The following is a 22961-nucleotide window of genomic DNA, read 5'->3' as shown; positions in this document are numbered from 1 at the left end:
GCGCGGATCAGGCGGGTTCGGGCTGCAAATCGGGCGAGGCGACAAAGTCCGAGGCCGGTTCGGTCGTGGCTTCCTGCGCGGTTTCCGGCGGAAGGGCGAAGCCGAAATAAATGTCGCGGGCGCGCGCCGCCGCCAACTCATAGGGGTGTAGCCAGGCCGCATGCTCCGCATCCAGCGATGCCATTTCTTCCGGCGTCAGATCGCGATCATATTCGTCCACATCATAATCTTCGCTCGAAGCGTTGCCATCGAAGCCGGGCGGAGGCGGGAAATCGGTGCGCCAGCGCTGCAACGGGCTGCTCCACCAATGGCCGCGCAGCCGGGCGGCGGCGTCTTCGGGTGGCAGATCGGACCGGTTTGGCTCCGGTTCGGGCGCTGGTTCGGGGCGAAGTTCACACCGTTCATCGGCGACGGGAATCTGCGGATTCTGGCCGGCTGCAAGCGGCAGGCGCGCGGCGATGAAGAGCGCGGCGCAGGCACCGGGGGAGATGGCGGCGGCGACGGCTTCCTCGACGGGATCGGGCGTGTCGGGGCGCGATCCGTCCAGCAGTTGCGCATCGGCCATGGTCCGGGCGCTGGGTTCGGCGCCGGTGCGGGGGAGGGCGAGGCCGTCCAGTTCCGCCTGTGCGACGTCTTCGGGGCAGAGCATGTCGAGATAGGCGGCGAAATCCTGCGCCACGACGCGTGCGAGCGCGGCGTCGGACCCTTCGAGCGGGCTGTCGGCCATGCGATCCAGCCGGGACAGCATCGACATGGCGAGGCGATTGTCATGGCGGTGGCGGGTGATTTCGTGATTGTCCGGGTCTTTGCGGATGGTTTCTTCATTGCCCATGATGGCGCGGGCGAGCAAATCCGTCGCGAGGCGCGCGCGGGCGATCAGGATCGCCGCGTCCCAGCCCAGGCGAAAGGCCGCGCCGTCATGGCGGGTGCGCAGGGCATAGGCCGAGCGGGCGGTGATGCGCACCGCTTCGCAGGCAAGCATGATGACGCCGGACGAGGCGAGGACTTCGAGAAAGCGGCGCTGGCGGGCGGGCGACCAGCCATCGGCGCGGGTTTGCGGATGGGCGCTGGGCAGGATGGGGTCGTGAACGGACATGCGTGCCTCCGGGCAAAAGGGGTTTGCCGGGAGGATGGGCAGAAAGGGGGCGTGTAGGACAGGGAAATAGGATGTGTGGGGGAAAGGTCAGGGATAGCGCTGGCGACTATGGTGGAGCGCAAGAATCTGAATCCGGTCGGTCATGACGCGGTAGACGAGGATATAGTTGGGATGGACAACGGCTTCGCGGGTGCCGGGAACACGGCCGGGACGGTGGAGATAGGGATGGTCAGGCAAGCGATCGGCAGCGTGCTGGATTGTAGCGCCTATGCGGTCAGCCGCCGCCGGGTTCCGTATTTCGATATAGTTGATGACGCTTTCGAGTTTTCGCAGAGCGCTGGCTCTCCAGACGACCGGCAGCACTACGCCGTCTTGCGCCCGTCTGCCTTTTTGCGGCGGTCGATAATGGCCTGCATCCGGGCCATCGCTTCGTCATGAGGAATGTCGGGTTCGTCCGATGCCATCGCGGCCTCGACCTCCGCACGGAACCATGCGTCATAGGCTTCCGCTTCTTCGGTCGTCGCGAACTCGGACTCGATGGGGGTGAGCTTGGTCATGGGGGGAGTGTAGCAGATGGGTCGGGCGGGGCCAATCGGGGTGGGGGTGGGTTGGTCCGATATGGATCAGGTTTGGTGGGAATCCAGAGTTTGATTAAACTATCATCGTATTAAAAAAGGCCTGCCGGCGCCAGTTCTATGTTGGGCATAGCCCGCTTTAGATAGCAAACCGACAGGCTTTCGTTAACCAATGGCGCTAGATGCTAGCCAAGCTTCTGGCATTCGGCACAAAGCGGCTTGCCGCCGGTACCGGAGCGCAAATTTTCACGCTCAATATTATTTCCGGTGTTGCAGTTAGTGTCGTTGTGATGAACCCCGGCCTTCGCCGAATGCCATGCGCTGCGCTTAGCCATGATATGCTCCTTAATTGACGAAATCTTCAGATTCGAATAGGATCATGGCTCTGTGAAGCTCGCGCTTCGCAGAGCCTGCCGGTTCAACCGGCTAGGTTCGTAATATCGCCGTCACGCTTGCACCTTCCTTTCTTAGCCGAATGGGGTTTGGGGGTTGATGGAAAGGGAAGGATTGCAGTCCTTCCCGATTTTTGAGCCGTCCTCGGATTTTCCGTGCGACGGCTCAATCTTTTTAGGTGCGCTCAAAATGGCACCTCAGAATCATCTATGTCCCATGGAACCGATGTGTTGTTGCCAAAGCCGTGGTCTACAGGATGAGAATCAAAAGGGTTTTCGACAGGATGTGTGAGATACTGTCTTTGGGCTGAAGCATAATGGTCAGCGCTAAACCAAACATCTCCATCAAGTGCGAGTTCACCGTCATCTTTCAATCGACTCAATTGAGGCGAAAGACTTGTTCGTTCAACATCGCGGCCAAACGTCTTCTTAATACCGTCAAGAATGCCGCTTGAATTAAGCCCATTGGGTTGATGAGAAAGGACTTCGCGAGCCATCTCCTTAATGGTCAAAGTAGTGCCCTGCGCTTTTGAACTCTCTGAGCCACTTTGAGATTCAAGAGCATTTTTTGCGATTTGAAGATCACGCAATTCCGCTTTTAGGGCCTTTTGCTGGTCCCTAATTTCAGCTTCGCGCTGCGCAATAAAGTCCCTGAGCGTTGTCGCCATTCCATACGCATATCGGAGGCGGAGTTTTTATGCAAGCGGCTCGTTGTTTGGTAGAGACTTTTGGACTCCATTGCCTGCTGACCTTAAGTTTTCTGCGGTTTTTCCGTTGTCGTTTGATGTGAAAATGACTGGAAATTCGATTGTTTAATATCGGGTACAAGTTTCACCGATCATTCCGCCGCAACAGCCTCCAGTCCCAGCAACGGCGCCAGATAGCGCCCGGTAAAGCTGCGCTTCTCCTTCACGACCTTTTCCGGCGTGCCTTCCGCGACGACTTCGCCGCCCTTCACGCCGCCTTCCGGTCCCATGTCGATGATCCAGTCGGCGGTCTTGATGACATCCAGATTATGTTCGATCACGACCACGCTGTTGCCCTGTTCGACCAGCGCGTGGAGGACTTCCAATAGTTTGCGGACGTCTTCGAAATGCAGGCCGGTGGTGGGTTCGTCCAATATGTACAGCGTCTGGCCGGTGGCGCGGCGGGAGAGTTCCTTGGCGAGTTTGACGCGCTGGGCTTCGCCGCCGGACAGGGTCGTGGCCTGCTGGCCGACCTTGATATAGCCAAGGCCGACTTCGGCGAGCATCGCCATCTTGTCGCGGATGGGCGGCACGGCCTTGAAGAATTCGACTGCATCCTCGACCGTCATGTCGAGGACGTCGGCGATGCTCATCCCCTTGAACTTCACCTCCAGCGTTTCGCGATTATAGCGCGCGCCGTGGCAGACGTCGCAGGTCACATAGACGTCGGGGAGGAAGTGCATCTCGATCTTGAGCACGCCGTCGCCCTGACAGGCTTCGCAGCGGCCGCCCTTGACGTTGAACGAAAAGCGGCCGGGCTTGTAGCCGCGGGCCTGCGCTTCGGGGAGGCCCGCGAACCAGTCGCGGATGTTGGTGAAGGCGCCGGTATAGGTGGCCGGGTTGGAACGCGGGGTGCGGCCGATGGGCGACTGGTCGATGTCGATCACCTTGTCGCAATGTTCGAGGCCGGTGATCTTGTCATGCGGGCCGGCAACGATGCGGGCGCCGTTCAGCGCGCGGGCGGACGCGGCGTAGAGGGTGTCGATGGTGAAGCTGGACTTGCCCGATCCGCTGACGCCGGTGATGCAGGTGAAGGTGCCGAGCGGGATCGATGCGGTCACGCCGGTCAGATTGTTGGCGCGGGCATTGTGGACGGTCAGCTTCTTGCCGTTGCCCTTGCGGCGCTTGGCCGGGACTTCGATGCGGCGGGTGCCGTTGAGATAGTCGGCGGTGAGGCTGTCCTTGTTCTTCAGCAGTTCGGGCAGCGTGCCCTGCGCGACGATGGTGCCGCCATGGACGCCCGCGCCCGGCCCCATGTCGACAATATAGTCGGCGGCGCGGATCGCATCCTCGTCATGCTCCACAACGATGACGCTGTTGCCGAGGTCGCGCAGGCGCTTGAGGGTGACGAGCAGGCGGTCATTGTCGCGCTGATGAAGCCCGATCGAGGGTTCGTCGAGGACGTAGAGGACGCCGGAGAGGCCGCTGCCGATCTGGCTGGCGAGGCGGATGCGCTGGCTTTCGCCGCCCGACAGCGTGCCGCTGGTGCGGTCGAGGTTGAGGTAATCGAGGCCGACATTGTTGAGGAAGCCGAGGCGTTCCACGATTTCCTTGAGGATGGCCTTGGCGATTTGGCTCTGCTGGTCGTTCAGATGATCGGGCAGGGTGGTGAAGAAGGCGAGCGCGTCCACCACCGAGCGGCGGGTGGAGACGGAGATATCCTCGCCCGCGATCTTCACGGCCAGCGCTTCGGGTTTCAGGCGGGCGCCGTTGCAGGTTTCGCAGGGCATGGCGGTCTGGTACTTGGCCAGTTCCTCGCGCATCCAGGCGCTGTCGGTCTGGAGCAGGCGGCGATTGAGGTTGCCGATGACGCCCTCGAACGCTTTCTTGACTTCGTAGCTTTTCTTGCCGTCCTGGAAACGCAGGGTGACGGGCTTGCCGCCGGTGCCGTGGAGGATGATGAGCTTCACTTCGCCCGGCAGGTCGGTCCACGGGGTTTCGAGGCTGAAGCCGAACTCCTTCGCGAGGGAGCCGAGCACCTGCATATAATAGGGGCTGGGCGGGTTGGACTTGGCCCAGGGGACGACGGCGCCCTTCTTGATCGAGAGCGCTTCGTTGGGGACGACGAGGTCGGGGTCGAATTCCTGCCGTTCGCCAAGGCCGTCGCAGGCGGGGCAGGCGCCCAAGGGGGCGTTGAAGGAGAAGAGGCGCGGTTCGATGTCGGGGATGGTGAAGCCGCTGACCGGGCAGGCGAATTTCTCCGAGAAGACGATGCGGTTCAGGGGGATGCCCGCGCCCTTCATCTTCTTGTCGGTGGACTGAACTTCATTTTCGCGGCCGGGGACGACGCCTTCGGCCAGGTCGACATAGGCGAGGCCGTCGGCAAGTTTGAGCGCCTGCTCGAAACTGTCGGCGAGGCGGGTGGCCATGTCGGCGTCCACGGCGAGGCGGTCGACCACGACTTCGATGTCATGCTTGTATTTCTTGTCGAGGGCGGGGGCGTCCTCGATCAGCATCATTTCGCCGTCGATGCGGACGCGGGTGTAACCCGCCTTCTGCCATTCGGCCAGTTCCTTGCGATATTCGCCCTTCCGCCCGCGCACCACGGGGGCGAGCAGGTAGAAGCGGGTGCCTTCGGGCAGGGTCGCGACGCGGTCGACCATCTGGCTGACGGTCTGCGCGCTGATGGGGAGGCCGGTGGCGGGGCTGTAGGGGATGCCGACGCGCGCCCAGAGCAGGCGCATATAGTCGTAGATTTCCGTGACCGTGGCGACGGTGGAGCGCGGGTTGCGGCTGGTGGTCTTCTGCTCGATGGAGATGGCGGGGGAGAGGCCCTCGATATGCTCGACATCGGGCTTCTGCATCATCTCAAGGAACTGGCGGGCATAGGCGGAGAGGCTCTCCACATAGCGGCGCTGCCCTTCGGCATAGATGGTGTCGAAGGCGAGCGAGCTTTTCCCCGAACCGGACAGGCCGGTGATGACGACAAGGCTGTTGCGGGGCAGATCGACATCCACGCCCTTGAGGTTGTGTTCACGCGCGCCGCGCACGGAGATGTGGGTCAGACTCATGCGGTCGTTCTATATTTGTTCGAAAGGGGCGGGGCAAGGCTATCCAACCCATATCGTAAAGATCGAGGGTGTGAAGACGGCAGGGGCAGGCTGCGTGATGATCAAAGCAGCATGATTGCGGGTTCTGGCCATCTTATCCGATTGGAACCAAAATTATCTGTAAAGATACCGATAAAATAAGTATTATGTCATAATTGATTTCTGAAGGGGGCGGAAATGAAGGATTTGGTCAATTGTAAATTTTCGTCTATTTTTGCTCTGATGGCGTTGAGTGCCTGCGCTTCGCTCGAAACAGGTTATATCGACTATCGTCGGGCTGAAGATCCGGTAGATGTTGCGAAGAGGGTGGCCGAATATCCAGCGGACTGTATGCCGAAAACGATCGGCGATGCCGGGAACAACCATTGTAAGCCGCTTTTGGGCGTCAAGCTTTTCCGAAAAAATGTGTCCCGCAAGCCGGGGATCAGGCCCGATGAAGTCTATTCGATCAGGCTGGATTATGGATATATGAAATATGTCTCAGAACTTCCCTTCACGCCCGGGAAACTGATGGCGGGGAAAAATCCCTTTCGTTCCCAGGCGGAGATCGTGGTTTTGGCCCGCGCATTCGAGTTTCAGCCCAAAGACGCTGCAGCCACCACCGCCGATACTGCTGAAAAGCCTGCCGATGCATCAGCGCAGGAAAATGCCTTTGTAGATCTGGATGCGCAGAGCCTGAATTCCGCGCGCGTTATCTATTACAGTCCTGACGTTGAAAATGGCCAAGGCCTGAATTTCAGCAATATTCCGATCGCAGGACCGACAACCTATGGCGGCAGACCGGTCGGCATACAGATCATCGTGCTGGAACTGGACCGGGTCAGTGAGGAAATGAAGGGGCTCCTGAGCAGCCTTGCGAGCCTTGGCCAGACGAGCGGCGCATTACCGACCGGCGGCGCCGCCAATATCCTGCTGAACCTGGGGAAAAGCCTGCTGGAGAGCAACCAGGATGACGTCGTATTTGAGTATCGCTTTGTACTCGATCCATCGAGCGCACAAATTTCCTATAATTCCGCGCCTTTTGAGGAGGGGCGATATGTGTTGCGCCGCCTGCACAAAAGGAATGTCGATCACATCTGGCGCAATCTGGAACTGGACCATAATAGCGGGCAGTTGTTTGTAACGCAGTTTGACCAGGCTGGTTCGGCAACCGGTCTGCGGCCATTTTCCGATGATACATATTTCACGGTGAATATCGTCAATCATGGTGCGGGTGCGCAGGAAGCGGCCTATGTCAATCGTCGGTTAACTGACCTGCGGGCGGCGATCGAAAGCAGTGCTTCAGCGGATAATAAGACGCTTACCGCGATCGATACCGTGTTGCAGGCATCCACCAAGGAGTTGCGCGGTGACATATTGGTTCGTGATCTGACGCGAGATTGGGAAGATGTGGTGGGTCGTGCGCGGACTTACGCCAACAATATTGCGATAGCAGGGCTGCCCGGTACCTGCACCCTAATCGCGAAGGCGGGGGACAAGAATAAGGCGCAGTTTGAATTGCTGAAGTCCGTCGTAGAATTCAGCACATCCTGGAATGATGCTCTTCAAAAGGGTGCATCCGGCAATGCGCTGTTCGAAGCATCCGAACAGCGCAAGATCGCAGGTTATGTCGGCGGTTTTTTCATGAGCATCGACACAGGCGGCGCGGCTTTGGGTGCAAAAGCGGTGACAGCTGACATGTTTCTCGACACGACGAAATTCCAAACCCTGATGACACGGGCAGCACCCGATGATCTGGCGGAAACGACGGCAGCCTATGCCGGCCTGTTAGCGGCAAAAAATTGCGATGAACTGATTGCTTTGGGGCTCGCGAAACCATGAAAGTCCCATGAACGGCACGGCCACGGATCGTTCAGGCCGGTTCGGGCATTGAGGGCGTCAGATTTCAATCACCGGGGGGACTGGTCGCGAGGAGATAAGCGATGCCTGTCCTGTTGTTTCGTCATATGCCCGCCGTCGGGCTGCTGTCCCTGTCGCTGGCCCTGGCCGCGTGCAAGGAGGACAAGCCGGCCCAGCCCTTTTCGCTGACCGATCAGGCGTGGAGCAACGCCTTCGCCGAGAATGGCAGTGGCTTGCCGCCTTTGCCCGACGCGCAGCCGATGCTGGCGGATGCGGGCGGCGGGGCGCCGGCCGCCTATGCGCCGCCGGCAGAGCGGCTGCCCGCCGCACGGCCGATCGCCTATGCCCGGCCGCAGGGTGACGAATATGCCTGGATCGACCGGGCGGACATGTTTTCCGACATGCTGGGCGATGCGCCGCCCGATTATGGCTTTGGTTATGATGACGGCGTGCAGCCCTGGGCCTGGCAGAGCAGCGACGATTATCTGCGCTATGCCGAGCCGATCGACGGCGGTTATCGCTATTATTATTATGAGCCGGGGGCCGACGCCCCCTATCTGGTGCGCGATCCGTGGAACAGCTACGGCTATCGCGACGAGCGGCTGGTGGTGGTCTATGACCGGGGCGGCCGGGCGTTGCCATGGCGTGAGGCGCAGCGGCGCGAAAGCTATGCGTCGCGCTATTATGCGCGGGCCTGGGACATGCGCCGGTCGGCGCGGGCGCGCGATCGCGAGCGGATCGAGGCGCGGCAATGGGCGGCCCAGCGGGCGGCGATCCGCGACGATCGGGCGCAATGGGATAGGGCGCGGCGCGAGCAGGCGGACTGGCGCCGCTATCGGGCACGGCAGGATGACCGGGCAAGGCGCCACTGGGCGCGCGAGCAGCAGGTGCGCGAGCGGGCGGCCACCCGCTTCGCCAGCTGGCAGCGCGATGATTTCCGCACGCCGCCGCCGCGCTTCTATGCGGCGGAGCAGCGCGCGGATGCGCGGCGCGACCGGGCACGGGCGATGGCCATTGCGGATCGGCGAGCACAGGATCGGCGTTGGGATGACGCCCGGCGGGCACGGGCGGCGCGGGAGCGGGGCGTGCTGGCCGAGCGGCGCGACGTCATGCTGCGACGGGAAGCGCAGCAGCAGCGGGCGCAGCAGCAGGATCGTCGGGTTGCGTTGATGGCGGAGCGACAGCGGCAGGCCGTCCGTGCGGGCGAGCGCCGTGAGGTGCAGGCCCGGCAGCGGGTGGCCGAACGCCGCGAGCGGGCCGATCGCACGGCGCAGGCGCGCGCGGCACAGCAGCGTGTGGCGCGGCAGCAGGCGCAGGTCGAGCGGGTAAAGGCCGAGCGCGCCAAAACCGAACGAGTCAGGACCGGGCAGGCACAGGCGCAGATCCGCAGCGCCCGGCGGGCCGATGAGGCACGGGCGCGGCAGGCGGCCCGTGCACAGGCCGCTGCACAGGCTGGGCGCCAGAGCGCTGCGCGGCAACAGCGTCAGGCCCAAGAGCAGTCCCAGCGTAAGGCGGAGCGTCGGGTTCAGGCCGAGCGGCGCCAAATGGCGCGGCGGACCGAAGCGCAGGCGCAGGCGCGTCAGGTACAGGCCCGGCAAGTTCAAGCGCGCCAGTCGCAGGCGCGGCAGGCCGAGCGCGCGGCGCGTTCGCAGCAGCAGCAGGCCGTGCGGCAGCCGATGCAGGCGCAGCAGCGCGCCGGTGAGAGGGCGCAGCGTCTGGCGCAGCGAGCCGAACGCGGCGATGGTCCGGGACGGCCGCGGCGGGAACGGAATTGAGGCATGATGGGGCGTGGTCTGAGTTTCGCTCTGGCCAGCCTCGCGTGAAAGAGGCTGGCCAATCCGGCCGCGCTGGGGCAAGGCGCGGGGATGAACCTGCCCGATCCGTCCGATTTCGTTGCAGCCGGGCAAAGCGCCGAGGTGTTCCGGCTGGACGGCAGGCGCGTGCTGAAGCTGTTTCACGCGGGGATTGACCCGGCGATCGTGGACCGAGAATATGAGCTGATGCAGGTGATCCAGGCGACCGACCTGCCGGTGGCGCAGGCGCTGGACCTGCGCGATGCAGGCGGACGGCAGGGCATCATCTATACCCGGATCGAGGGGCCGGACCTGCTGGCCTATCTGCGCGAGCGGCCGTGGCGCTGGCGCTGGGCGCTGAAGGCGATGGCGCGATTGCAGCAGCAGATCCAGGCGCAGGACATTCCGTTGCTGCGCAGTCGCAAGGAATTGCTGGTCGAGGATATCGAGGCGGCGCCGGTCGGCGAAACGCTGCGCGCGGCGGCGATCGAGCGGCTGGACCAGTTGATCGAAGGGGACAGGCTGTCGCATGGCGACCTGCATCCGGCCAATCTGATCGTGACGCCGCAGGGACTGGCTGTGGTCGACTGGTCGCGGGCGGCGCGGGCGGCCTGGCCGGCCGATGTGGTGCGCAGCGAGATGCTGATGCGCTTTGGCCCCGGCCAGACCGGCCGCTGGTGGGAGGAGCAGGTGCGGGACCGGGCGGCGGCCTATTATATCAAGCGCTATCGCGCGCTGACCGGCATGGAGCCGGAGGCGCTGGCGGCGTGGCGGCCGCTGGTGGCGCTGGCGTGGACGCGGCACCGGTTGCCGGCGCGCGACGATGGCTTTGCGTGCTATCTAGCGGACGCGCTGGCTGCGGCCGGATTGCCGCCGGTCGACGCCTGAATTTTGGGCGCCTGAAACCCTGCGGCATGTCGTTCGTGGCGCGCTGAGCGCCGTTCATCCCCCTGGCATGCTGCCGGGCGCCGCGCATGCGCGGATCATCGAACCGGCGGCGATCGTCATCATCCTGACGCTATGATGGCGGCATAGGGCGAGCGCGGGTTGCACCCGTTAAGCGACGGTTCACCGCATATGGCGTCGTCTCCCCATCACAGAGTTTATCCTGATCCGGAGTGCCCGACAGCATCTGGATACGCCCCCGGCATCCCTTGCGCCGGGGGCGTTTTCATGTCCGCGCGATTCGCGCCGATTCCCTTACGGAAATGTCGTTTGCAGACGCGGCAGATGTCGTTCGTACCGCCGTTCGTCCGCGTTCGTCTGCGCTTGGTCGGCTTGTCCGTCGTTGGCCGACGGACCGCGTTGCCGGGTCGAAGCGGGCAGGCGCCGGGCGGATCGGGAGCGTAACAAGAGGGGGCGAACGGGAAGCCGACCTTCTTTCAGGCGCCGACCCTGAAAGACCGCCTGGCTCCGCCCGTTCGCACCCCGGCGCATCGCGCAGCCCCCCTTGGCGGCGTGCCGGCCACAACAGATTTTCGAGGAGATAGCCCCATGTTCGTTTCGACCAAAATCGCCGCCGCTTTTGCCTCTGTCGCCCTGTTGGCGAGTGCCAGTGCCGCGTCCGCGCAGGAATTCCAGTCCAATGGCCGCACCACCGGCGTCTATCATGGCGACCTGGACCTTTCCAAAGCCACGCATCAGCAGCAGCTGCGCAGCCGGATCGCCCGCGGCGCCAACCGCGTCTGTTCTTCGATGGACCTTCAGGCACAGATGAACTGCAAGGCCAAGGCGATTGCCCATGTGCAGGCGCCGATCAACGCCGCCATCGCCCGCGCCGAAACCGGCGAGCGCTATGCCGATGCGGGCAAGAAGGACATTCGCCCGGTGGTGGGGAACTGATCCTTCGCCCCATGCGGATGATCCCGCGACAAAGGCCCGGTTAGCGCCGGGCCTTTTTGCGTCGCTGGCGGTTTTGGAGCGTCAGAAATCCGGGCGGCGCTTGGCGCGGAAGGCGGCGACGCCTTCGGCGAAGTCGGGCAGGGTGAAGGCATCGCGAAACAGGGCCAGCGTGGTGGCGTCGTCGTCTGCCTGCCCGTCGAGGATGCGGCGGATGATGGCTTTGGACGCGCGGACGCTGTGCTGGGCGTTGGCGGCGATGGTGCGGGCGAGCGTGTCGGCAGCGCTCAGGGGATCGGGCGCGATCTCCTCGATCAGGCCGATCGCCAGCGCGTCTTCGGCGCTGTGGAGCGCGCCGGTGAAGAGGATGCGCTTGGCGCGGGCCGGGCCGACCAGATCGACCAGCAATTTCGTGTCGAACAGCGAATAGACGATGCCGAGCTTGGCGGGCGTGATGCCGAGGCGCGCGGTCGGCGATGCAATGCGCAGGTCGCAGGCGATGGCGAGGCCGCAGCCCCCCCCGACGCAATCGCCGTCGATTGCGGCGATCACCGGCTTTTCGGCATGGGCGAGGGCATATTGGCTGGCGCGGATCGCGGTCTGATTGGCGACGCGCCAGTCTTCATCGCCGGAGCAGGTCGCAAATTCGTGGATGTCGGCGCCCGCGCAGAAGAGGCCGGGCGTGGCGGAGGCGAGGATCAGGACGCGGATGGCATCATCCGTCATCGCTTGACCTACGAGGTGGGGGAGTTGCTCCCACATCGCCTGGGTCATGGCGTTGCGCCGGTCGGGCCGGTCGATCAGCAACCGGGCGACCGGGCCGTCCTGTTCCAGCCGCAGGGCCATGTCAGGCGGGCCAGTTTTGTAGCAGCGGGACCAGTTCGTCGAAATGATGGATGACGGCGTCCGCCTCCAGATTTTCGACCGGGCCGTCGAGGAAGCCGAAGCTGACAGCGACATTGGCGATGCCGGCATTTTTCGCGCCGGCAATGTCGTTGATCGTATCGCCGATGAAGATGGTGCGGCCGCCGCCCGCGCGGGCGATCATTGCATGGATGGGCGCCGGGTCGGGCTTGGCCACGCCCACCGTGTCGCCGCCGACAATGGCGGCGAAGCGGTCCGACAGGCCGATCTGATGCATGAGCGGAATGGTGAAGCGTTCCGCCTTGTTGGTGCAGATGGCGAGCTTGACGCCCGCGTCGGTCAGCGCGTCCATCGCGGCGAGCAGGCCGGGATAGGGGATGGAGTGGATGGCGAGATTCTGCTCATAATAATCGAGCAGGATGGGGAGCAGGGTGGCGAGCGTCTCTTCGTCATAGCCGCCCGACGCGTCGAGCGCGCGCTGGAGCATCACCTTCGCGCCCTTGCCGACAAAGGGATGGATCGCCGCGACCGGGAAGGGCGGGCGGCCGATCGTGCCGATCGCATAGTTGACGGCGGCGGCGAGGTCGCCGCTGGTGTCGAAGAGGGTGCCGTCGAGGTCGAAGCCGACAATGTCGAAAGGGATGCTGCTCATGGCGCAAGCCATGCCGCCTGCATGGTGGCAAAGGCAAGGCAAACATGGCAGAGAGCCAGGGAAAGTTTCGCCCCGACAGCGCGATCCTTACACGAGTCCCGTTCACCCTGCGCTAGTCGAAGGGCCATATGCCCTCTCCCTGGGAGGGGAGAAAAAAGGGGCTTCGACAGGCTCAGCCCGAACGGGTGTGGGCTTGGGACAGGTAGGGATCGTTGCGACCGGGCACAGGAAAACAGGACCGATACGCCGTGACCAGTTCGATAGATCGCCCGCTTGCCGTCATCATCCTTGCCGCCGGGCAGGGGACGCGGATGAAATCGTCGCTTCACAAGGTGCTGCATCCGATTGCGGGGCGGCCGATGCTGCTGCATTTGCTGGCGAGCGTCGGCGAACTGGCGCCGGAGCGGCAGGTGGTGGTCGTGGGCGCGGGGCGCGCGCAGGTGGAGAAGGCGGTGGCCGGCACCGGCGCGATCGTCGCGGTGCAGGAGCAGCAACTGGGCACCGGTCATGCGGTGGCACAGGCGCATGATGCGCTGGCGGGCTTCGCGGGCGATGTGCTGATCCTTTATGGCGACGTGCCGCTGGTGAGCGCGGGGACGATGCAGGCGATGCTGGATCGCCTCAGCCGGGGCGATGAGCCGCGCGCGGTGGTGCTGGGCTTCCGCCCCGACGATGCCGCCGCCTATGGGCGGATCATCGCCGACGGGCAGGGCATCATCGAGAAGATGGTCGAGTTCAAGGACGCCAGCGAGACCGAGCGCGCGGTGACGCTATGCAATAGCGGGCTGATGGCGGTGCGGTCGACCGACCTGTTCGTGCTGCTCGATCAGATCGGCAACAATAATGCGGCGGGCGAATATTATCTGCCCGATATCGTGATGCTGCCGGGCGGGACGAGCGCGGTGATCGAGACGGACGCCTGGGAAGTGGCGGGCGTGAACAGCCGGATCGAACTGGCCGGGGTCGAGGCGGTGTGGCAGGCGCGGCGCCGGGCCGAGGCGATGCGCGATGGCGTGACGTTGGTGGCGCCGGAGACGGTGTTCTTCGCCCATGATACCGTGCTGGGGCGCGATGTGGTGGTGGAGCCCAATGTCGTGTTCGGGCCGGGCGTCAGCGTGGCAGACAATGTCGTCATCCATGCCTTTTCCCATCTGGAGGGGGCGAGCGTGGCGAGCGGCGCGGATATCGGCCCCTATGCGCGGTTGCGGCCGGGGGCGGACATCGGCGTCAAGGCCAAGGTCGGCAATTTCGTCGAGATCAAGAAGGCGAGCGTGGGTGAGGGGGCGAAGGTCAATCACCTGTCCTATATCGGCGATGCCAGCGTGGGCGTGGGAGCGAACATCGGCGCGGGGACGATCACCTGCAATTATGACGGCTTCTTCAAATATAAGACCGAGATTGGCGCGGGGGCGTTTATCGGGTCGAACAGCGCGCTGGTAGCGCCGGCCACGATCGGTGCGGGCGCCATCGTGGCGGCGGGCAGCGTGGTGACGAAGCCGGTCGAGGCGGATGCGCTGTGTCTGGTGCGGCCCGAGCAGGTCGGCAAGCCCGGATGGGCGGCGCGGTTTCGCGAGCGGATGACGGCGAAGAAAGCGGTTAAGTGAGAATCCGTCATTGCGAGCGGAGCGAGGCAATCCATGGTGCGCCGGGTGGATTGTTTCGCTTCGCTCGCAATGACGAGGTAGTATGGGCTCTGAGTTGATCCGCAAAATTCTCTGGCCATTGTCCGCGCTGGTTCTGCTCGTCGCGGCTTCTGCCCTCTGGCTGATCCACAATGCCAGCGCCATGCCGATCGTGCGGCGGGCTGAGATCGTGCTCCCTTTCCCGGCCGATGCGCCGCGCAGGGCGATGACGGTCGCGCTGCTGACCGACACCCATCTGTCGGGGCCGAACAACAGCCCGGAGCGGTTGCGTCGAATAGTGGCGCAGATCAATGGGCTGAAGCCCGACCTCATCCTGCTGGGCGGCGATTATGTCGGCGATGACAAGGGTGGGGCGACCTATGATGCGCAGGCCAGCATCGCACCCTTTGCGGGCTTGCGCGCGCCGCTCGGCGTGGTGGCGGTGCTGGGCAATCATGACAGCCGCAGCAGGAAGAACCGCCGGGCGCTGAGCGAGGCGGACTGGCAGGCGGCTTTTGCGCGCATGGGCATCACCCTGTTGCAGGACCGGGCGGTGCGGCGCGGGCCGCTGGCGATCGGGGGGCTGAAGGACATTTATACCCGCAAGCCCGACATTCCCCGAACATTGGCGGCGATCGACCGGGTGGGCGGCGCGCCGGTCATCCTGTCGCATGGGCCGGACGTGTTTCCCAAACTGCCGGACAGCCGGTCGCTGACGCTGGTGGGGCATACCCATTGCGGGCAGATCGCCTTTCCCTTCATCGGCATCACCTATGTGCCGTCGAAATATGGTACCCGCTATGCCTGCGGCCTGTATCGCGATGGCGCGCGCACGATGATCGTGTCGGGCGGGGTGGGGACGAGCAGCGCGCCGTTCCGCATGCTGGCGCCGCCGGACCTGTGGCTGATTACCATTCGGCCAGCATGAACGATGCTTTGCGCTCTTGATGTCGCCCCCCGACTGCCTGCATAAAGATTTGGTCGGGCGAATGGCTGGCGACAGGCGGACACAGGGGGCTGAGCGGGCGGTGCGAGGCATCTGGGGATTGATGGTCCTGCTGGCGGCTTTTGCCGGAAGCATTTCGGTCGCCATGGCGCAGAATCGCGTCGCGCTCGTCATCGGCAATGCCGCCTATGATGCGCGGCTGGGACCACTGCCCAACCCCGGGCGCGATGCGACATTGATGGCCGATGCGTTGCGCCTGTCCGGCTTTCAGGTGGAAGTGGGCATCGACTTTGACCAGAAGGATATGAAGCGCGCCATCATGCGGCTGGGCGATCGTATCCGCGCTGCCGGCCCCAATGCCACGGGCCTGTTTTTCTACGCGGGGCACGGGATGCAGTCGCGCGGCGTCAATTATCTGGCGCCCGTCGGTGCGGCGATCGAGAAAGAGGCCGACATAGAGATAGAGGCGATCGCCGCCGACACGGTGTTGCGGCAGATCGAGGATGCAGGAGCGCTGACGAGCATCGTCGTACTGGATGCCTGCCGCAATACGCCGATATTGCGCAGCAGCCGGTCGGCGGAACGTGGGCTGGCGCGAATGATCGCGCCGCGTGGCAGCTATGTCGCCTATTCGACCGCGCCCGGCGAGACGGCGGCGGATGGCAATGGGCGCAACAGTCCCTATGTCACGGCGCTGGTGCGCGAGATTGTGAAGCCGGGGCTCGATATCGAACTGGCGTTTCGCAATGTCCGGCGCACGGTGGTGGCAGAGACGCAGGGCAAGCAGACGCCCTGGGATTCTTCTTCGCTGATCGACCCTTTCTATTTCCGACCCGCCGGTGCGGCGCCGGTCGTCGTGGCGACCCCGACCGAGCAGACAGCAATAAGGGGAGCGACGGCTGGTGGTGGCGCGGGGAATAGCTGTGTCCACTGCCCCGGCCTGCTGCCGGTGGCGATCGCGGCGGGGCGGACGCTCTATTTCGGCAGGACGGAAGTGACGCGCGCGCAGTGGCAGGCCTGCGTGGACAGCGGGAAATGCCCGGCCATCGCCTGGGACAATCCCAATCCCCAATTGCCCGCGACGCAACTGAGCTGGGACGATGCCAATGGCTATGCTGCCTGGCTGTCCGACATATCCGGCCGGGTCTATCGCCTGCCGACGGCGGAGGAATGGATGGCGGCTGTTCAGCGCGACCTGCCGGGGCGTGCGACCTTGCCCTGGGCCAGTCGGTTGCGCGCGGTGGACAAGGGCAGTGCAGGGGCAAGCGGCCTGATCGACATGATCGGCAATGTCGCGGAATGGACGTCCACCTGCGCCAGCAGCTGTGCCGATCATCTGGCGATCGGCGCGTCCGTGCATGACGATGCGGCACTGGCCACCGTGCCGCGCCATGTCTACCCTTCGACCGGAAAGGGTGACGCATTGGGTTTCCGGGTGGTCAGCGATCAGGGGGGACGATGATGAGATATGGCATCTATCGCGCATGGGGCATCGGCATGGCCATATTGGCGGCGGGTACGACCGTACAGGCCGATGCGAAGCCGCGATCGCCGCTGGGGGAATGGTTTTGTGCGGTGTTGAAGCCCGGATTCGACATGAACGAGGCGATCAAGAGCTTTCCTCTGGAAAAGCTGGGCGAGCCCGAGGAGACGCGCAAGAATGGCGATGGCTATGTGTCTGTCGACTTGATCGCGAGCGGGGAGGAATATCAGGCCGTCTACAGCTATCAGTTCAAACCGGACAATGTCAGCAAGACCTATGGATTCAGCCTGGATGTTCGCAAGATCGAAGGCGGTTTCGGTGCGACGGCGGCGGAAGAAGGAAAGAAGTGGTTGCGGGAGTTCGGCAAGCCGCAATCCAGCATCACCGGATGGCGTATCTTTGCCGGACCGCCGATTTTCGAAGGGGGCGACAAGGTGTTCCATTTCGACAGCAGCAGCATGTCGTCGGAGGTCGGCGCGAGTTGGTTCGGACCCAAGGATGTCAAGTTTGCCGAGGAGCTGTGCGTCTGACCCGTTCTCAGCGGCTTACCGCCCAATCGACGCGTGCATGGGACGGATTAAATATTGTCCATCGCGCGCCCATTCCCCTGTCACGGTCATGGCATTAATGGCATGGCGACAAACATGCCCTACATAAGCGGGCATCTGACATAATTCGGTTCGACGGGGCTTTCCTGCATGTGCGGTATCATTGGAATCATCGGCAAGGACGAAGTTGCGGAGCGGCTGGTCGACGGCCTGAAGCGGCTGGAATATCGCGGCTATGACAGCGCCGGGGTCGCCACCATCCATGATGGCGCGATCGACCGGCGCCGGGCCGAGGGGAAGCTCAACAATCTGGTGAAGGAACTGGTCGATGCGCCGCTGCCGGGCACGACCGGGATCGCCCATACCCGCTGGGCCACCCATGGCGCGCCGACGACCAGCAACGCGCACCCCCATGCGACCGGCGAAGTGGCGCTGGTGCACAATGGCATCATCGAAAATTTCAAGGCGCTGCGCGAGGAACTGATCGGGCGCGGCCGGACGTTCGACAGCCAGACCGATACCGAAGTCGTCGCCCATCTGGTGAGCGAACTGGTCGAGCAGGGTGCCAGCCCCAAGGACGCGGTGGCGCAGGTTCTGCCGCGCCTGCACGGCGCCTTTGCGCTCGCCATCCTGTTCCGCAGCCATCCCGACATGCTGATCGGCGCGCGGCTGGGGTCGCCGCTAGTGGTGGGCTATGGCGATGGCGAGACGTTCCTGGGGTCCGATGCCCTGGCTCTGGCGCCGCTGACGCAGCGCATCGCCTATCTGGAGGAGGGCGACTGGGTCGTCATCACGAAGGACGGCGCGGAGATTTTCGACAAGGACAACAATCCGGTCGAACGCCCGGTGACGATCAGCGGCGTGTCCGGCGCGATGATCGACAAGGGCAATCATCGCCATTTCATGCAGAAGGAAATTTACGAGCAGCCGGTCGTCGTGGCCCAGACGCTCAAAGCCTATCTGCAACGGCTGGACGACCGGGTGTCGTTGCCGATCCCCGATTTCGACCTGTCGACCATTCGCCGCGTCACCATCGTCGCCTGCGGCACCAGCTTCTATGCCGGCATGGTCGCGCGCTACTGGTTCGAGCAGTTTGCGCGGGTGCCGGTGGATTTGGATTTCGCGTCGGAGTTTCGCTATCGCGAGCCGGTGATGGAGGAAGGGGGCCTTGCCCTCTTCATCAGCCAGTCGGGTGAGACGGCCGATACGCTGGCCGCGCTGCGTTATGCGCGGGCGCAGGGGCAGAAGATCGCCGTGGTGGTCAATGTGCCGACCAGTTCGATGGCGCGGGAGGCGGACCTGCTGCTGCCGACCCATGCCGGGCCGGAAATCGGCGTGGCGTCGACCAAGGCCTTTACCTGCCAACTCGCCGTGCTGGCCGCCTTTGCCGCCAATCTGGCGCGCGCCAAGGGCCGGCTGAGCGACAAGGAAGAAAAGGAAATCGTCCGCCATCTGGCCGAGGCGCCCGCCGCGATCAACGGCGCGCTGGCCTATGACGAGGCGATCGAGGCGATGGCGCATCATATCGTGCCGGCGCGCGACGTGCTCTATCTGGGGCGTGGGACGGACTATCCGCTGGCGCTCGAAGGCGCGCTGAAGCTCAAGGAAATCAGCTATATCCATGCCGAGGGCTATGCCGCGGGCGAGATGAAGCATGGCCCGATCGCGCTGATCGACGAACTGGTGCCGGTGATCTGCATCGCGCCGAGCGGGCCTTTGTTCGAAAAGACCGTCAGCAATATGCAGGAAGTGCAGGCGCGCGGCGGCAAGGTGGTGCTGATATCCGATTATGACGGGGTGCAGGCGGCGGGTGAGGGGTGCCTGGCGACCATCACCATGCCCAAGGTCCACCCGCTGATCGCGCCGATGGTCTATGCGGTGCCGGTGCAGTTGCTGGCTTACCATGTCGCGGTGCTGAAGGGCACGGATGTGGATCAGCCGCGCAATCTGGCGAAGAGCGTCACGGTGGAGTGAGCGGGGCGGAGTGAGCGGGGCCGGCGCCTTTGTCTTTGTGATGCTGCTGGCCTTTTTCGGGCTGGTCTGGTGGAATGACCGGCATGGCGACGGTCGCTGCCGCCGGCGTGATGGCGGTAGCGGCGATTCAGGTGGTGGCGACAGCGCGGATGGCGGCTGCGACGGTGGTGATGGCGGCGGAGGCTGCGATTAGAGCCGTTTCCGATTCGATTACATCGTTGTTGCGATGCCCCCTCTTCGGACCGTCACCCAGTGTAAGCTGGGGTCGCAGGCGGTGAGGGGCTACCCCGCATGAGATCCCAGCTTTCGCTGGGATGACATTGAAAAGCATGGACGTTTCAGCCGCCGCCCGGTGCGTTGTGGCCGCCGGCGGGGACAGGGCCGCCGCTGGGCGCGTGGGCGTGGTCGGGGTTGCTGTCCCATTCGATATGATAAAGGTCGAAGCGGCGGTCGCGCAGGTTGCGGACGGTGCCTTCGGCGCGGGCCCAGCTGAGGTCGGCGAGGTTGACGTCCGCCATGGTCAGCGTTTCGACATTTTCGGTCGATTCCGCCGCGATGCCGTCCCGCGCGAAGGGCAGGTCGCAGGGCGTCAGGATCGCGCTCTGGGCATATTGAATGTCCATATTGTCGACATTGGGCAGATTGCCGACATTGCCCGACATCACGACATAGCATTGATTTTCGATGGCGCGGGCCTGCGCGCAATAGCGGACGCGCAGATAGCCGAGGCGCGAGTCGGTGCAGAAGGGGACGAAGATGATGCGCGCGCCCTGATCGACCAGACGGCGGGCGAGTTCGGGAAATTCGCTGTCATAACAGATGAGCACGCCGATCGGGCCGCAGTCGGTCTGGATCACGTCGAGGGAATCGCCGCCCTTGATGTTCCACCAGAAGGCTTCGTTGGGGGTCGGGTGAATCTTTTCCTGGGTGTGGATCGAACCGTCCCGCAGGGCGACATAGGCGATGTTCTGGATGTCGCCATCGTCGGCGCGGGTCGGGTGGGAGCCGCCGATGATGTTGATATTATATTCCAGCGCCATGCGCCCCAGTTCCTTGGTCAGGCGCGGGGTGTAGCCGGTCAGCTTGTCGATCGCTTCCACCGGGGTCAGCTTCTTGGTTTCGAAGGAGAGGAGCGGCAGGGTGAAGAGTTCGGGGAAGATGATGAAGTCGGAACGATAATCCGCCGCGACATCGACGAAATATTCGACGTTGCGGATGAATTCGTCGAAATTGTCGACGGCGCGGGCCTGGAGCTGGCAGGTGGCGATGCGGACGCTTTCGACGCCGCGCGGCACGCGCATTTCGGGCGCTTCGTCCGGGTCGACATAGGGGTTGCGCCAGACGAGATGGGCGGCATGGCCGTCCGACTGCTTGTCTTCGGGCAGATAGTTTTCGAGAACGCCCAAGGGTTCGAACTGGTTCTTGAGCTGGAAGCTGATGACCTGATCGCGCATCTTGCCGGTGACGACCTTGTCCAGATAGTCGGCCGGGCCGTGGACGCGGCGCTTGGCGCGGGCGTAACCTGGCATGCGGCCGGCGATGACGATTCCGTGCAGGTCCAGTTCTTCGGCCAGTTCCTTGCGTTCGTCATAGAGGCGCTGGCCGATGCGCAGGCCGCGCAGCTTGGGATCGACCGCCATTTCATAGCCGTAGAGCCATTCGCCCGCCGCGCTGTGGCGCGTGCCGAAGCCGTTGGCGGTGATTTCGTCCCAATCGTGCGTGGCGAAGGCCATTGCCTTGCTGACGCGCATGGTGGCGCAATAGCCGACGACCCTGTCGTCATAGAGGGCGACGAAGCAGCCATTGGGGAAATTGTTGATCTGGCCCCGGATGGTGGCGAGCGAATAATTGGGCATGCCGGGATAGGCGCGGGCGATCAGGCGCTGAATGCCGCGCACGTCGGTCGGCACGGCGGCGCGGACATCCAGGCGTTTCTTGGTGGCGGTGGTCATCAACTCGTCTCCTGCTTCGTCCGGAAGCGCACATCATCCGTTCGTTTCGAGCGAAGTCGAGAAACGTTGCGCTTGGCATTTCTCGACTTCGTTCGAAACGATCGGCCTTGCTGCTCTATCCGATCCTATCTCTGTTCCAGACATGAAAAAGGCGGCGCCGGGATGCGGCGCCGCCTCGTTCCGTTACCGTATTGAAACCGTAAGGGAAGGGATCAGTTCCAGCCTTTTAGGCCCACTTGCCCATTTCGGTTTCGAGGTTGACGCGGATCGCTTCGAAGAACTGCTCCGTGGTCATCCAGGCCTGTTCCGGGCCGATCAGCAGGGCCAGATCCTTGGTCATCGCGCCGCTTTCGACGGTCTGGATGCAGACCTTTTCCAGCGTTTCGGCGAACTTCACGACGTCCGGCGTCTCGTCGAACTTGCCGCGGAACTTGAGGCCACCGGTCCAGGCGAAGATCGAGGCGATCGGGTTGGTCGAGGTCGCCTTGCCCTGCTGGTGCTGGCGATAGTGGCGGGTGACGGTGCCGTGGGCGGCTTCCGCTTCGACGGTCTTGCCGTCGGGCGAGAGCAGGACCGAGGTCATCAGGCCGAGCGAGCCGAAGCCCTGCGCTACCTGATCCGACTGGACGTCGCCGTCATAATTCTTGCAGGCCCAGACGAATTCGCCGCTCCACTTCAGCGCCGAAGCGACCATGTCGTCGATCAGGCGATGTTCGTAGACGATGCCGGTGTCCTTGAACTTCTGTGCGAAGCCTTCGGTTTCGAACACCTCCTGGAACAGATCCTTGAAGCGGCCGTCATAGGCCTTGAGGATGGTGTTCTTGGTCGACAGATAGACCGGCCATTTGAGGTTCAGACCGTAGTTGAACGAGGCGCGCGCGAAATCGCGGATCGAATCGTCGAGGTTGTACATCGCCATGGCGACGCCCGAACCGGGGAAGTTGAACACTTCGCGGTCGATCACTTCGCCATCTTCGCCTTCGAAGACGAGGCGCAGCTTGCCGGCGCTGGGCACCTTGAAGTCGGTCGCGCGATACTGGTCGCCAAAGGCGTGACGGCCGACGACGATCGGCTTGGTCCAGCCGGGGATCAGGCGCGGCACATTGGAAATGACGATCGGTTCGCGGAAGACGACGCCGCCCAGGATGTTGCGGATGGTGCCGTTGGGCGACTTCCACATCGACTTGAGGTTGAATTCCTCGACGCGCGCTTCGTCCGGCGTGATGGTGGCGCACTTCACGCCGACGCCATATTCCTTGATCGCGTTGGCGGAATCGATCGTGATCTGGTCGTTCGTCTCGTCACGCTTTTCGACGCTGAGGTCGTAATATTTCAGATCGATATCGAGATAGGGGAGGATCAGGCGCTCGCGGATCCATTCCCAGATGATCCGGGTCATTTCGTCGCCGTCGATTTCCACGACGGGGTTTTTCACCTTGATCTTCGCCATAGCGCCTGTTTCGCCTTCTTCTCTTGGGTGGAATTATGGGGACGCCCTAGGCAAAGCGACGCCAATGTTCAACCTTTGAGGGGTATGAATCTGCCATGTGGGGAGCCTTGGCAGGGATCGGTCGTTGTCAGGGCGCGGGT

Annotated in this window: 20 protein-coding genes; 10 read left to right on the top strand and 10 right to left on the bottom strand. The window is 63.5% G+C overall.

Annotated elements, in window-relative coordinates; translation table 11 throughout:
* Positions 1-7: 7 nt before the first annotated feature.
* The 6 genes from ACNHGR_RS09135 to uvrA all read right to left on the bottom strand — a co-directional run bounded on the left by ACNHGR_RS09135 (position 8) and on the right by uvrA (position 5820).
* The gene (locus tag ACNHGR_RS09135; RefSeq protein WP_475285566.1) at positions 8-1096 is read right to left on the bottom strand and encodes a hypothetical protein; all 1089 of its coding nucleotides are present in this window, start codon (positions 1094-1096) and stop codon (positions 8-10) included.
* A gap of 87 nt (positions 1097-1183) precedes the next feature.
* Positions 1184-1459, bottom strand: coding sequence for a type II toxin-antitoxin system RelE/ParE family toxin (locus tag ACNHGR_RS09130; RefSeq protein WP_475285564.1), 276 nt, complete (start codon positions 1457-1459; stop codon positions 1184-1186).
* Positions 1459-1653 carry a type II toxin-antitoxin system RelB family antitoxin gene (gene relB / locus ACNHGR_RS09125; RefSeq protein ID WP_475285562.1) on the bottom strand — a complete coding sequence of 65 codons (195 nt, stop codon included), beginning with the start codon at positions 1651-1653 and terminating at the stop codon, positions 1459-1461. The genes ACNHGR_RS09130 and relB overlap by 1 nt, the downstream gene beginning before the upstream one ends.
* Positions 1654-1856: 203 nt before the next feature.
* Positions 1857-2006, bottom strand: coding sequence for a hypothetical protein (locus ACNHGR_RS09120; protein ID WP_475285560.1), 150 nt, complete (start codon positions 2004-2006; stop codon positions 1857-1859).
* 242 nt (positions 2007-2248) lie between these two features.
* On the bottom strand, positions 2249-2731 hold the full coding sequence (locus tag ACNHGR_RS09115; protein WP_475285558.1) for a hypothetical protein: 483 nt from the start codon (positions 2729-2731) through the stop codon (positions 2249-2251).
* Between the two features lie 170 nt (positions 2732-2901).
* Positions 2902-5820 (bottom strand): excinuclease ABC subunit UvrA, encoded by a 2919-nt coding sequence (gene uvrA / locus ACNHGR_RS09110; protein WP_475285556.1) that lies wholly within the window; start codon positions 5818-5820, stop codon positions 2902-2904.
* A 216-nt stretch (positions 5821-6036) separates the two neighbouring features.
* Between uvrA and ACNHGR_RS09105 the strand changes: the two genes are divergently transcribed.
* The 4 genes from ACNHGR_RS09105 to ACNHGR_RS09090 all read left to right on the top strand — a co-directional run bounded on the left by ACNHGR_RS09105 (position 6037) and on the right by ACNHGR_RS09090 (position 11333).
* On the top strand, positions 6037-7680 hold the full coding sequence (locus tag ACNHGR_RS09105; RefSeq protein WP_475285554.1) for a hypothetical protein: 1644 nt from the start codon (positions 6037-6039) through the stop codon (positions 7678-7680).
* A 101-nt stretch (positions 7681-7781) separates the two neighbouring features.
* Positions 7782-9473 carry a hypothetical protein gene (locus ACNHGR_RS09100; protein ID WP_475285552.1) on the top strand — a complete coding sequence of 564 codons (1692 nt, stop codon included), beginning with the start codon at positions 7782-7784 and terminating at the stop codon, positions 9471-9473.
* 90 nt (positions 9474-9563) lie between these two features.
* Positions 9564-10379 (top strand): phosphotransferase family protein, encoded by an 816-nt coding sequence (locus tag ACNHGR_RS09095; RefSeq protein ID WP_475285550.1) that lies wholly within the window; start codon positions 9564-9566, stop codon positions 10377-10379.
* Positions 10380-10985: 606 nt separating this feature from the next.
* Positions 10986-11333 (top strand): UrcA family protein, encoded by a 348-nt coding sequence (locus ACNHGR_RS09090; RefSeq protein WP_475285549.1) that lies wholly within the window; start codon positions 10986-10988, stop codon positions 11331-11333.
* Positions 11334-11414: 81 nt separating this feature from the next.
* On the opposite strand, the gene ACNHGR_RS09085 is transcribed toward ACNHGR_RS09090, so the two are convergent.
* Both ACNHGR_RS09085 and ACNHGR_RS09080 read right to left on the bottom strand, forming a co-directional pair.
* Complete coding sequence (locus ACNHGR_RS09085; protein WP_475285547.1) at positions 11415-12176, bottom strand: enoyl-CoA hydratase/isomerase family protein; 762 nt, start codon at positions 12174-12176, stop codon at positions 11415-11417.
* Between the two features lies 1 nt (position 12177).
* Positions 12178-12846: an HAD family hydrolase gene (locus ACNHGR_RS09080; RefSeq protein WP_475285545.1), complete on the bottom strand. Its 669-nt coding sequence runs from the start codon at positions 12844-12846 to the stop codon at positions 12178-12180.
* A gap of 311 nt (positions 12847-13157) precedes the next feature.
* On the opposite strand from ACNHGR_RS09080, the gene glmU reads away from it, so the two are divergent.
* The 6 genes from glmU (at position 13158) to ACNHGR_RS09050 (ending at position 19612) form a co-directional block, all read left to right on the top strand.
* The gene (gene glmU / locus ACNHGR_RS09075) at positions 13158-14450 is read left to right on the top strand and encodes a bifunctional UDP-N-acetylglucosamine diphosphorylase/glucosamine-1-phosphate N-acetyltransferase GlmU (RefSeq protein ID WP_475288371.1); all 1293 of its coding nucleotides are present in this window, start codon (positions 13158-13160) and stop codon (positions 14448-14450) included.
* An 82-nt stretch (positions 14451-14532) separates the two neighbouring features.
* Positions 14533-15396: a metallophosphoesterase gene (locus ACNHGR_RS09070; protein WP_475285543.1), complete on the top strand. Its 864-nt coding sequence runs from the start codon at positions 14533-14535 to the stop codon at positions 15394-15396.
* 61 nt (positions 15397-15457) lie between these two features.
* Positions 15458-16876 carry a caspase family protein gene (locus ACNHGR_RS09065; RefSeq protein ID WP_475285541.1) on the top strand — a complete coding sequence of 473 codons (1419 nt, stop codon included), beginning with the start codon at positions 15458-15460 and terminating at the stop codon, positions 16874-16876.
* Positions 16873-17427 carry a hypothetical protein gene (locus ACNHGR_RS09060; protein ID WP_475285539.1) on the top strand — a complete coding sequence of 185 codons (555 nt, stop codon included), beginning with the start codon at positions 16873-16875 and terminating at the stop codon, positions 17425-17427. The genes ACNHGR_RS09065 and ACNHGR_RS09060 overlap by 4 nt, the downstream gene beginning before the upstream one ends.
* A 168-nt stretch (positions 17428-17595) precedes the next feature.
* Entirely contained in the window at positions 17596-19419 is a 1824-nt protein-coding gene (glmS, locus tag ACNHGR_RS09055) for a glutamine--fructose-6-phosphate transaminase (isomerizing) (RefSeq protein WP_184266485.1), read from the top strand.
* A 10-nt stretch (positions 19420-19429) separates the two neighbouring features.
* Positions 19430-19612 carry a hypothetical protein gene (locus ACNHGR_RS09050; RefSeq protein ID WP_475285537.1) on the top strand — a complete coding sequence of 61 codons (183 nt, stop codon included), beginning with the start codon at positions 19430-19432 and terminating at the stop codon, positions 19610-19612.
* A 145-nt stretch (positions 19613-19757) separates the two neighbouring features.
* Here ACNHGR_RS09050 and ACNHGR_RS09045 read toward each other — a convergent pair whose 3' ends face one another.
* Together ACNHGR_RS09045 and ACNHGR_RS09040 are read right to left on the bottom strand one after the other, a co-directional pair.
* Positions 19758-21371, bottom strand: coding sequence for a GNAT family N-acetyltransferase (locus ACNHGR_RS09045; RefSeq protein WP_475285535.1), 1614 nt, complete (start codon positions 21369-21371; stop codon positions 19758-19760).
* A gap of 226 nt (positions 21372-21597) precedes the next feature.
* A complete protein-coding gene (locus ACNHGR_RS09040) occupies positions 21598-22821 on the bottom strand; it encodes an NADP-dependent isocitrate dehydrogenase (RefSeq protein ID WP_184266476.1) in 1224 nt (407 codons plus the stop codon).
* Positions 22822-22961 lie beyond the last annotated feature (140 nt).

Source organism: Sphingobium sp. RS1 (assembly GCF_056156825.1).
The sequence above is the reverse complement of the archived record's forward strand: the minus strand, read 5'-3'. Positions and strand labels throughout refer to the sequence as shown.

Coding starts and splice junctions, on each gene's coding strand:
- ACNHGR_RS09045 (WP_475285535.1), bottom strand. CDS start 21,371: ATGACCACCGCCACCAAGAAACGCCTGGATGTCCGCGCCGCCGTGCCG.
- ACNHGR_RS09095 (WP_475285550.1), top strand. CDS start 9,564: ATGAACCTGCCCGATCCGTCCGATTTCGTTGCAGCCGGGCAAAGCGCC.
- glmS (WP_184266485.1), top strand. CDS start 17,596: ATGTGCGGTATCATTGGAATCATCGGCAAGGACGAAGTTGCGGAGCGG.
- ACNHGR_RS09060 (WP_475285539.1), top strand. CDS start 16,873: ATGATGAGATATGGCATCTATCGCGCATGGGGCATCGGCATGGCCATA.
- uvrA (WP_475285556.1), bottom strand. CDS start 5,820: ATGAGTCTGACCCACATCTCCGTGCGCGGCGCGCGTGAACACAACCTC.
- ACNHGR_RS09040 (WP_184266476.1), bottom strand. CDS start 22,821: ATGGCGAAGATCAAGGTGAAAAACCCCGTCGTGGAAATCGACGGCGAC.
- ACNHGR_RS09115 (WP_475285558.1), bottom strand. CDS start 2,731: ATGGCGACAACGCTCAGGGACTTTATTGCGCAGCGCGAAGCTGAAATT.
- glmU (WP_475288371.1), top strand. CDS start 13,158: ATGAAATCGTCGCTTCACAAGGTGCTGCATCCGATTGCGGGGCGGCCG.
- relB (WP_475285562.1), bottom strand. CDS start 1,653: ATGACCAAGCTCACCCCCATCGAGTCCGAGTTCGCGACGACCGAAGAA.
- ACNHGR_RS09070 (WP_475285543.1), top strand. CDS start 14,533: ATGGGCTCTGAGTTGATCCGCAAAATTCTCTGGCCATTGTCCGCGCTG.
- ACNHGR_RS09120 (WP_475285560.1), bottom strand. CDS start 2,006: ATGGCTAAGCGCAGCGCATGGCATTCGGCGAAGGCCGGGGTTCATCAC.
- ACNHGR_RS09065 (WP_475285541.1), top strand. CDS start 15,458: ATGGCTGGCGACAGGCGGACACAGGGGGCTGAGCGGGCGGTGCGAGGC.
- ACNHGR_RS09105 (WP_475285554.1), top strand. CDS start 6,037: ATGAAGGATTTGGTCAATTGTAAATTTTCGTCTATTTTTGCTCTGATG.
- ACNHGR_RS09135 (WP_475285566.1), bottom strand. CDS start 1,096: ATGTCCGTTCACGACCCCATCCTGCCCAGCGCCCATCCGCAAACCCGC.
- ACNHGR_RS09085 (WP_475285547.1), bottom strand. CDS start 12,176: ATGGCCCTGCGGCTGGAACAGGACGGCCCGGTCGCCCGGTTGCTGATC.
- ACNHGR_RS09090 (WP_475285549.1), top strand. CDS start 10,986: ATGTTCGTTTCGACCAAAATCGCCGCCGCTTTTGCCTCTGTCGCCCTG.
- ACNHGR_RS09100 (WP_475285552.1), top strand. CDS start 7,782: ATGCCTGTCCTGTTGTTTCGTCATATGCCCGCCGTCGGGCTGCTGTCC.
- ACNHGR_RS09080 (WP_475285545.1), bottom strand. CDS start 12,846: ATGAGCAGCATCCCTTTCGACATTGTCGGCTTCGACCTCGACGGCACC.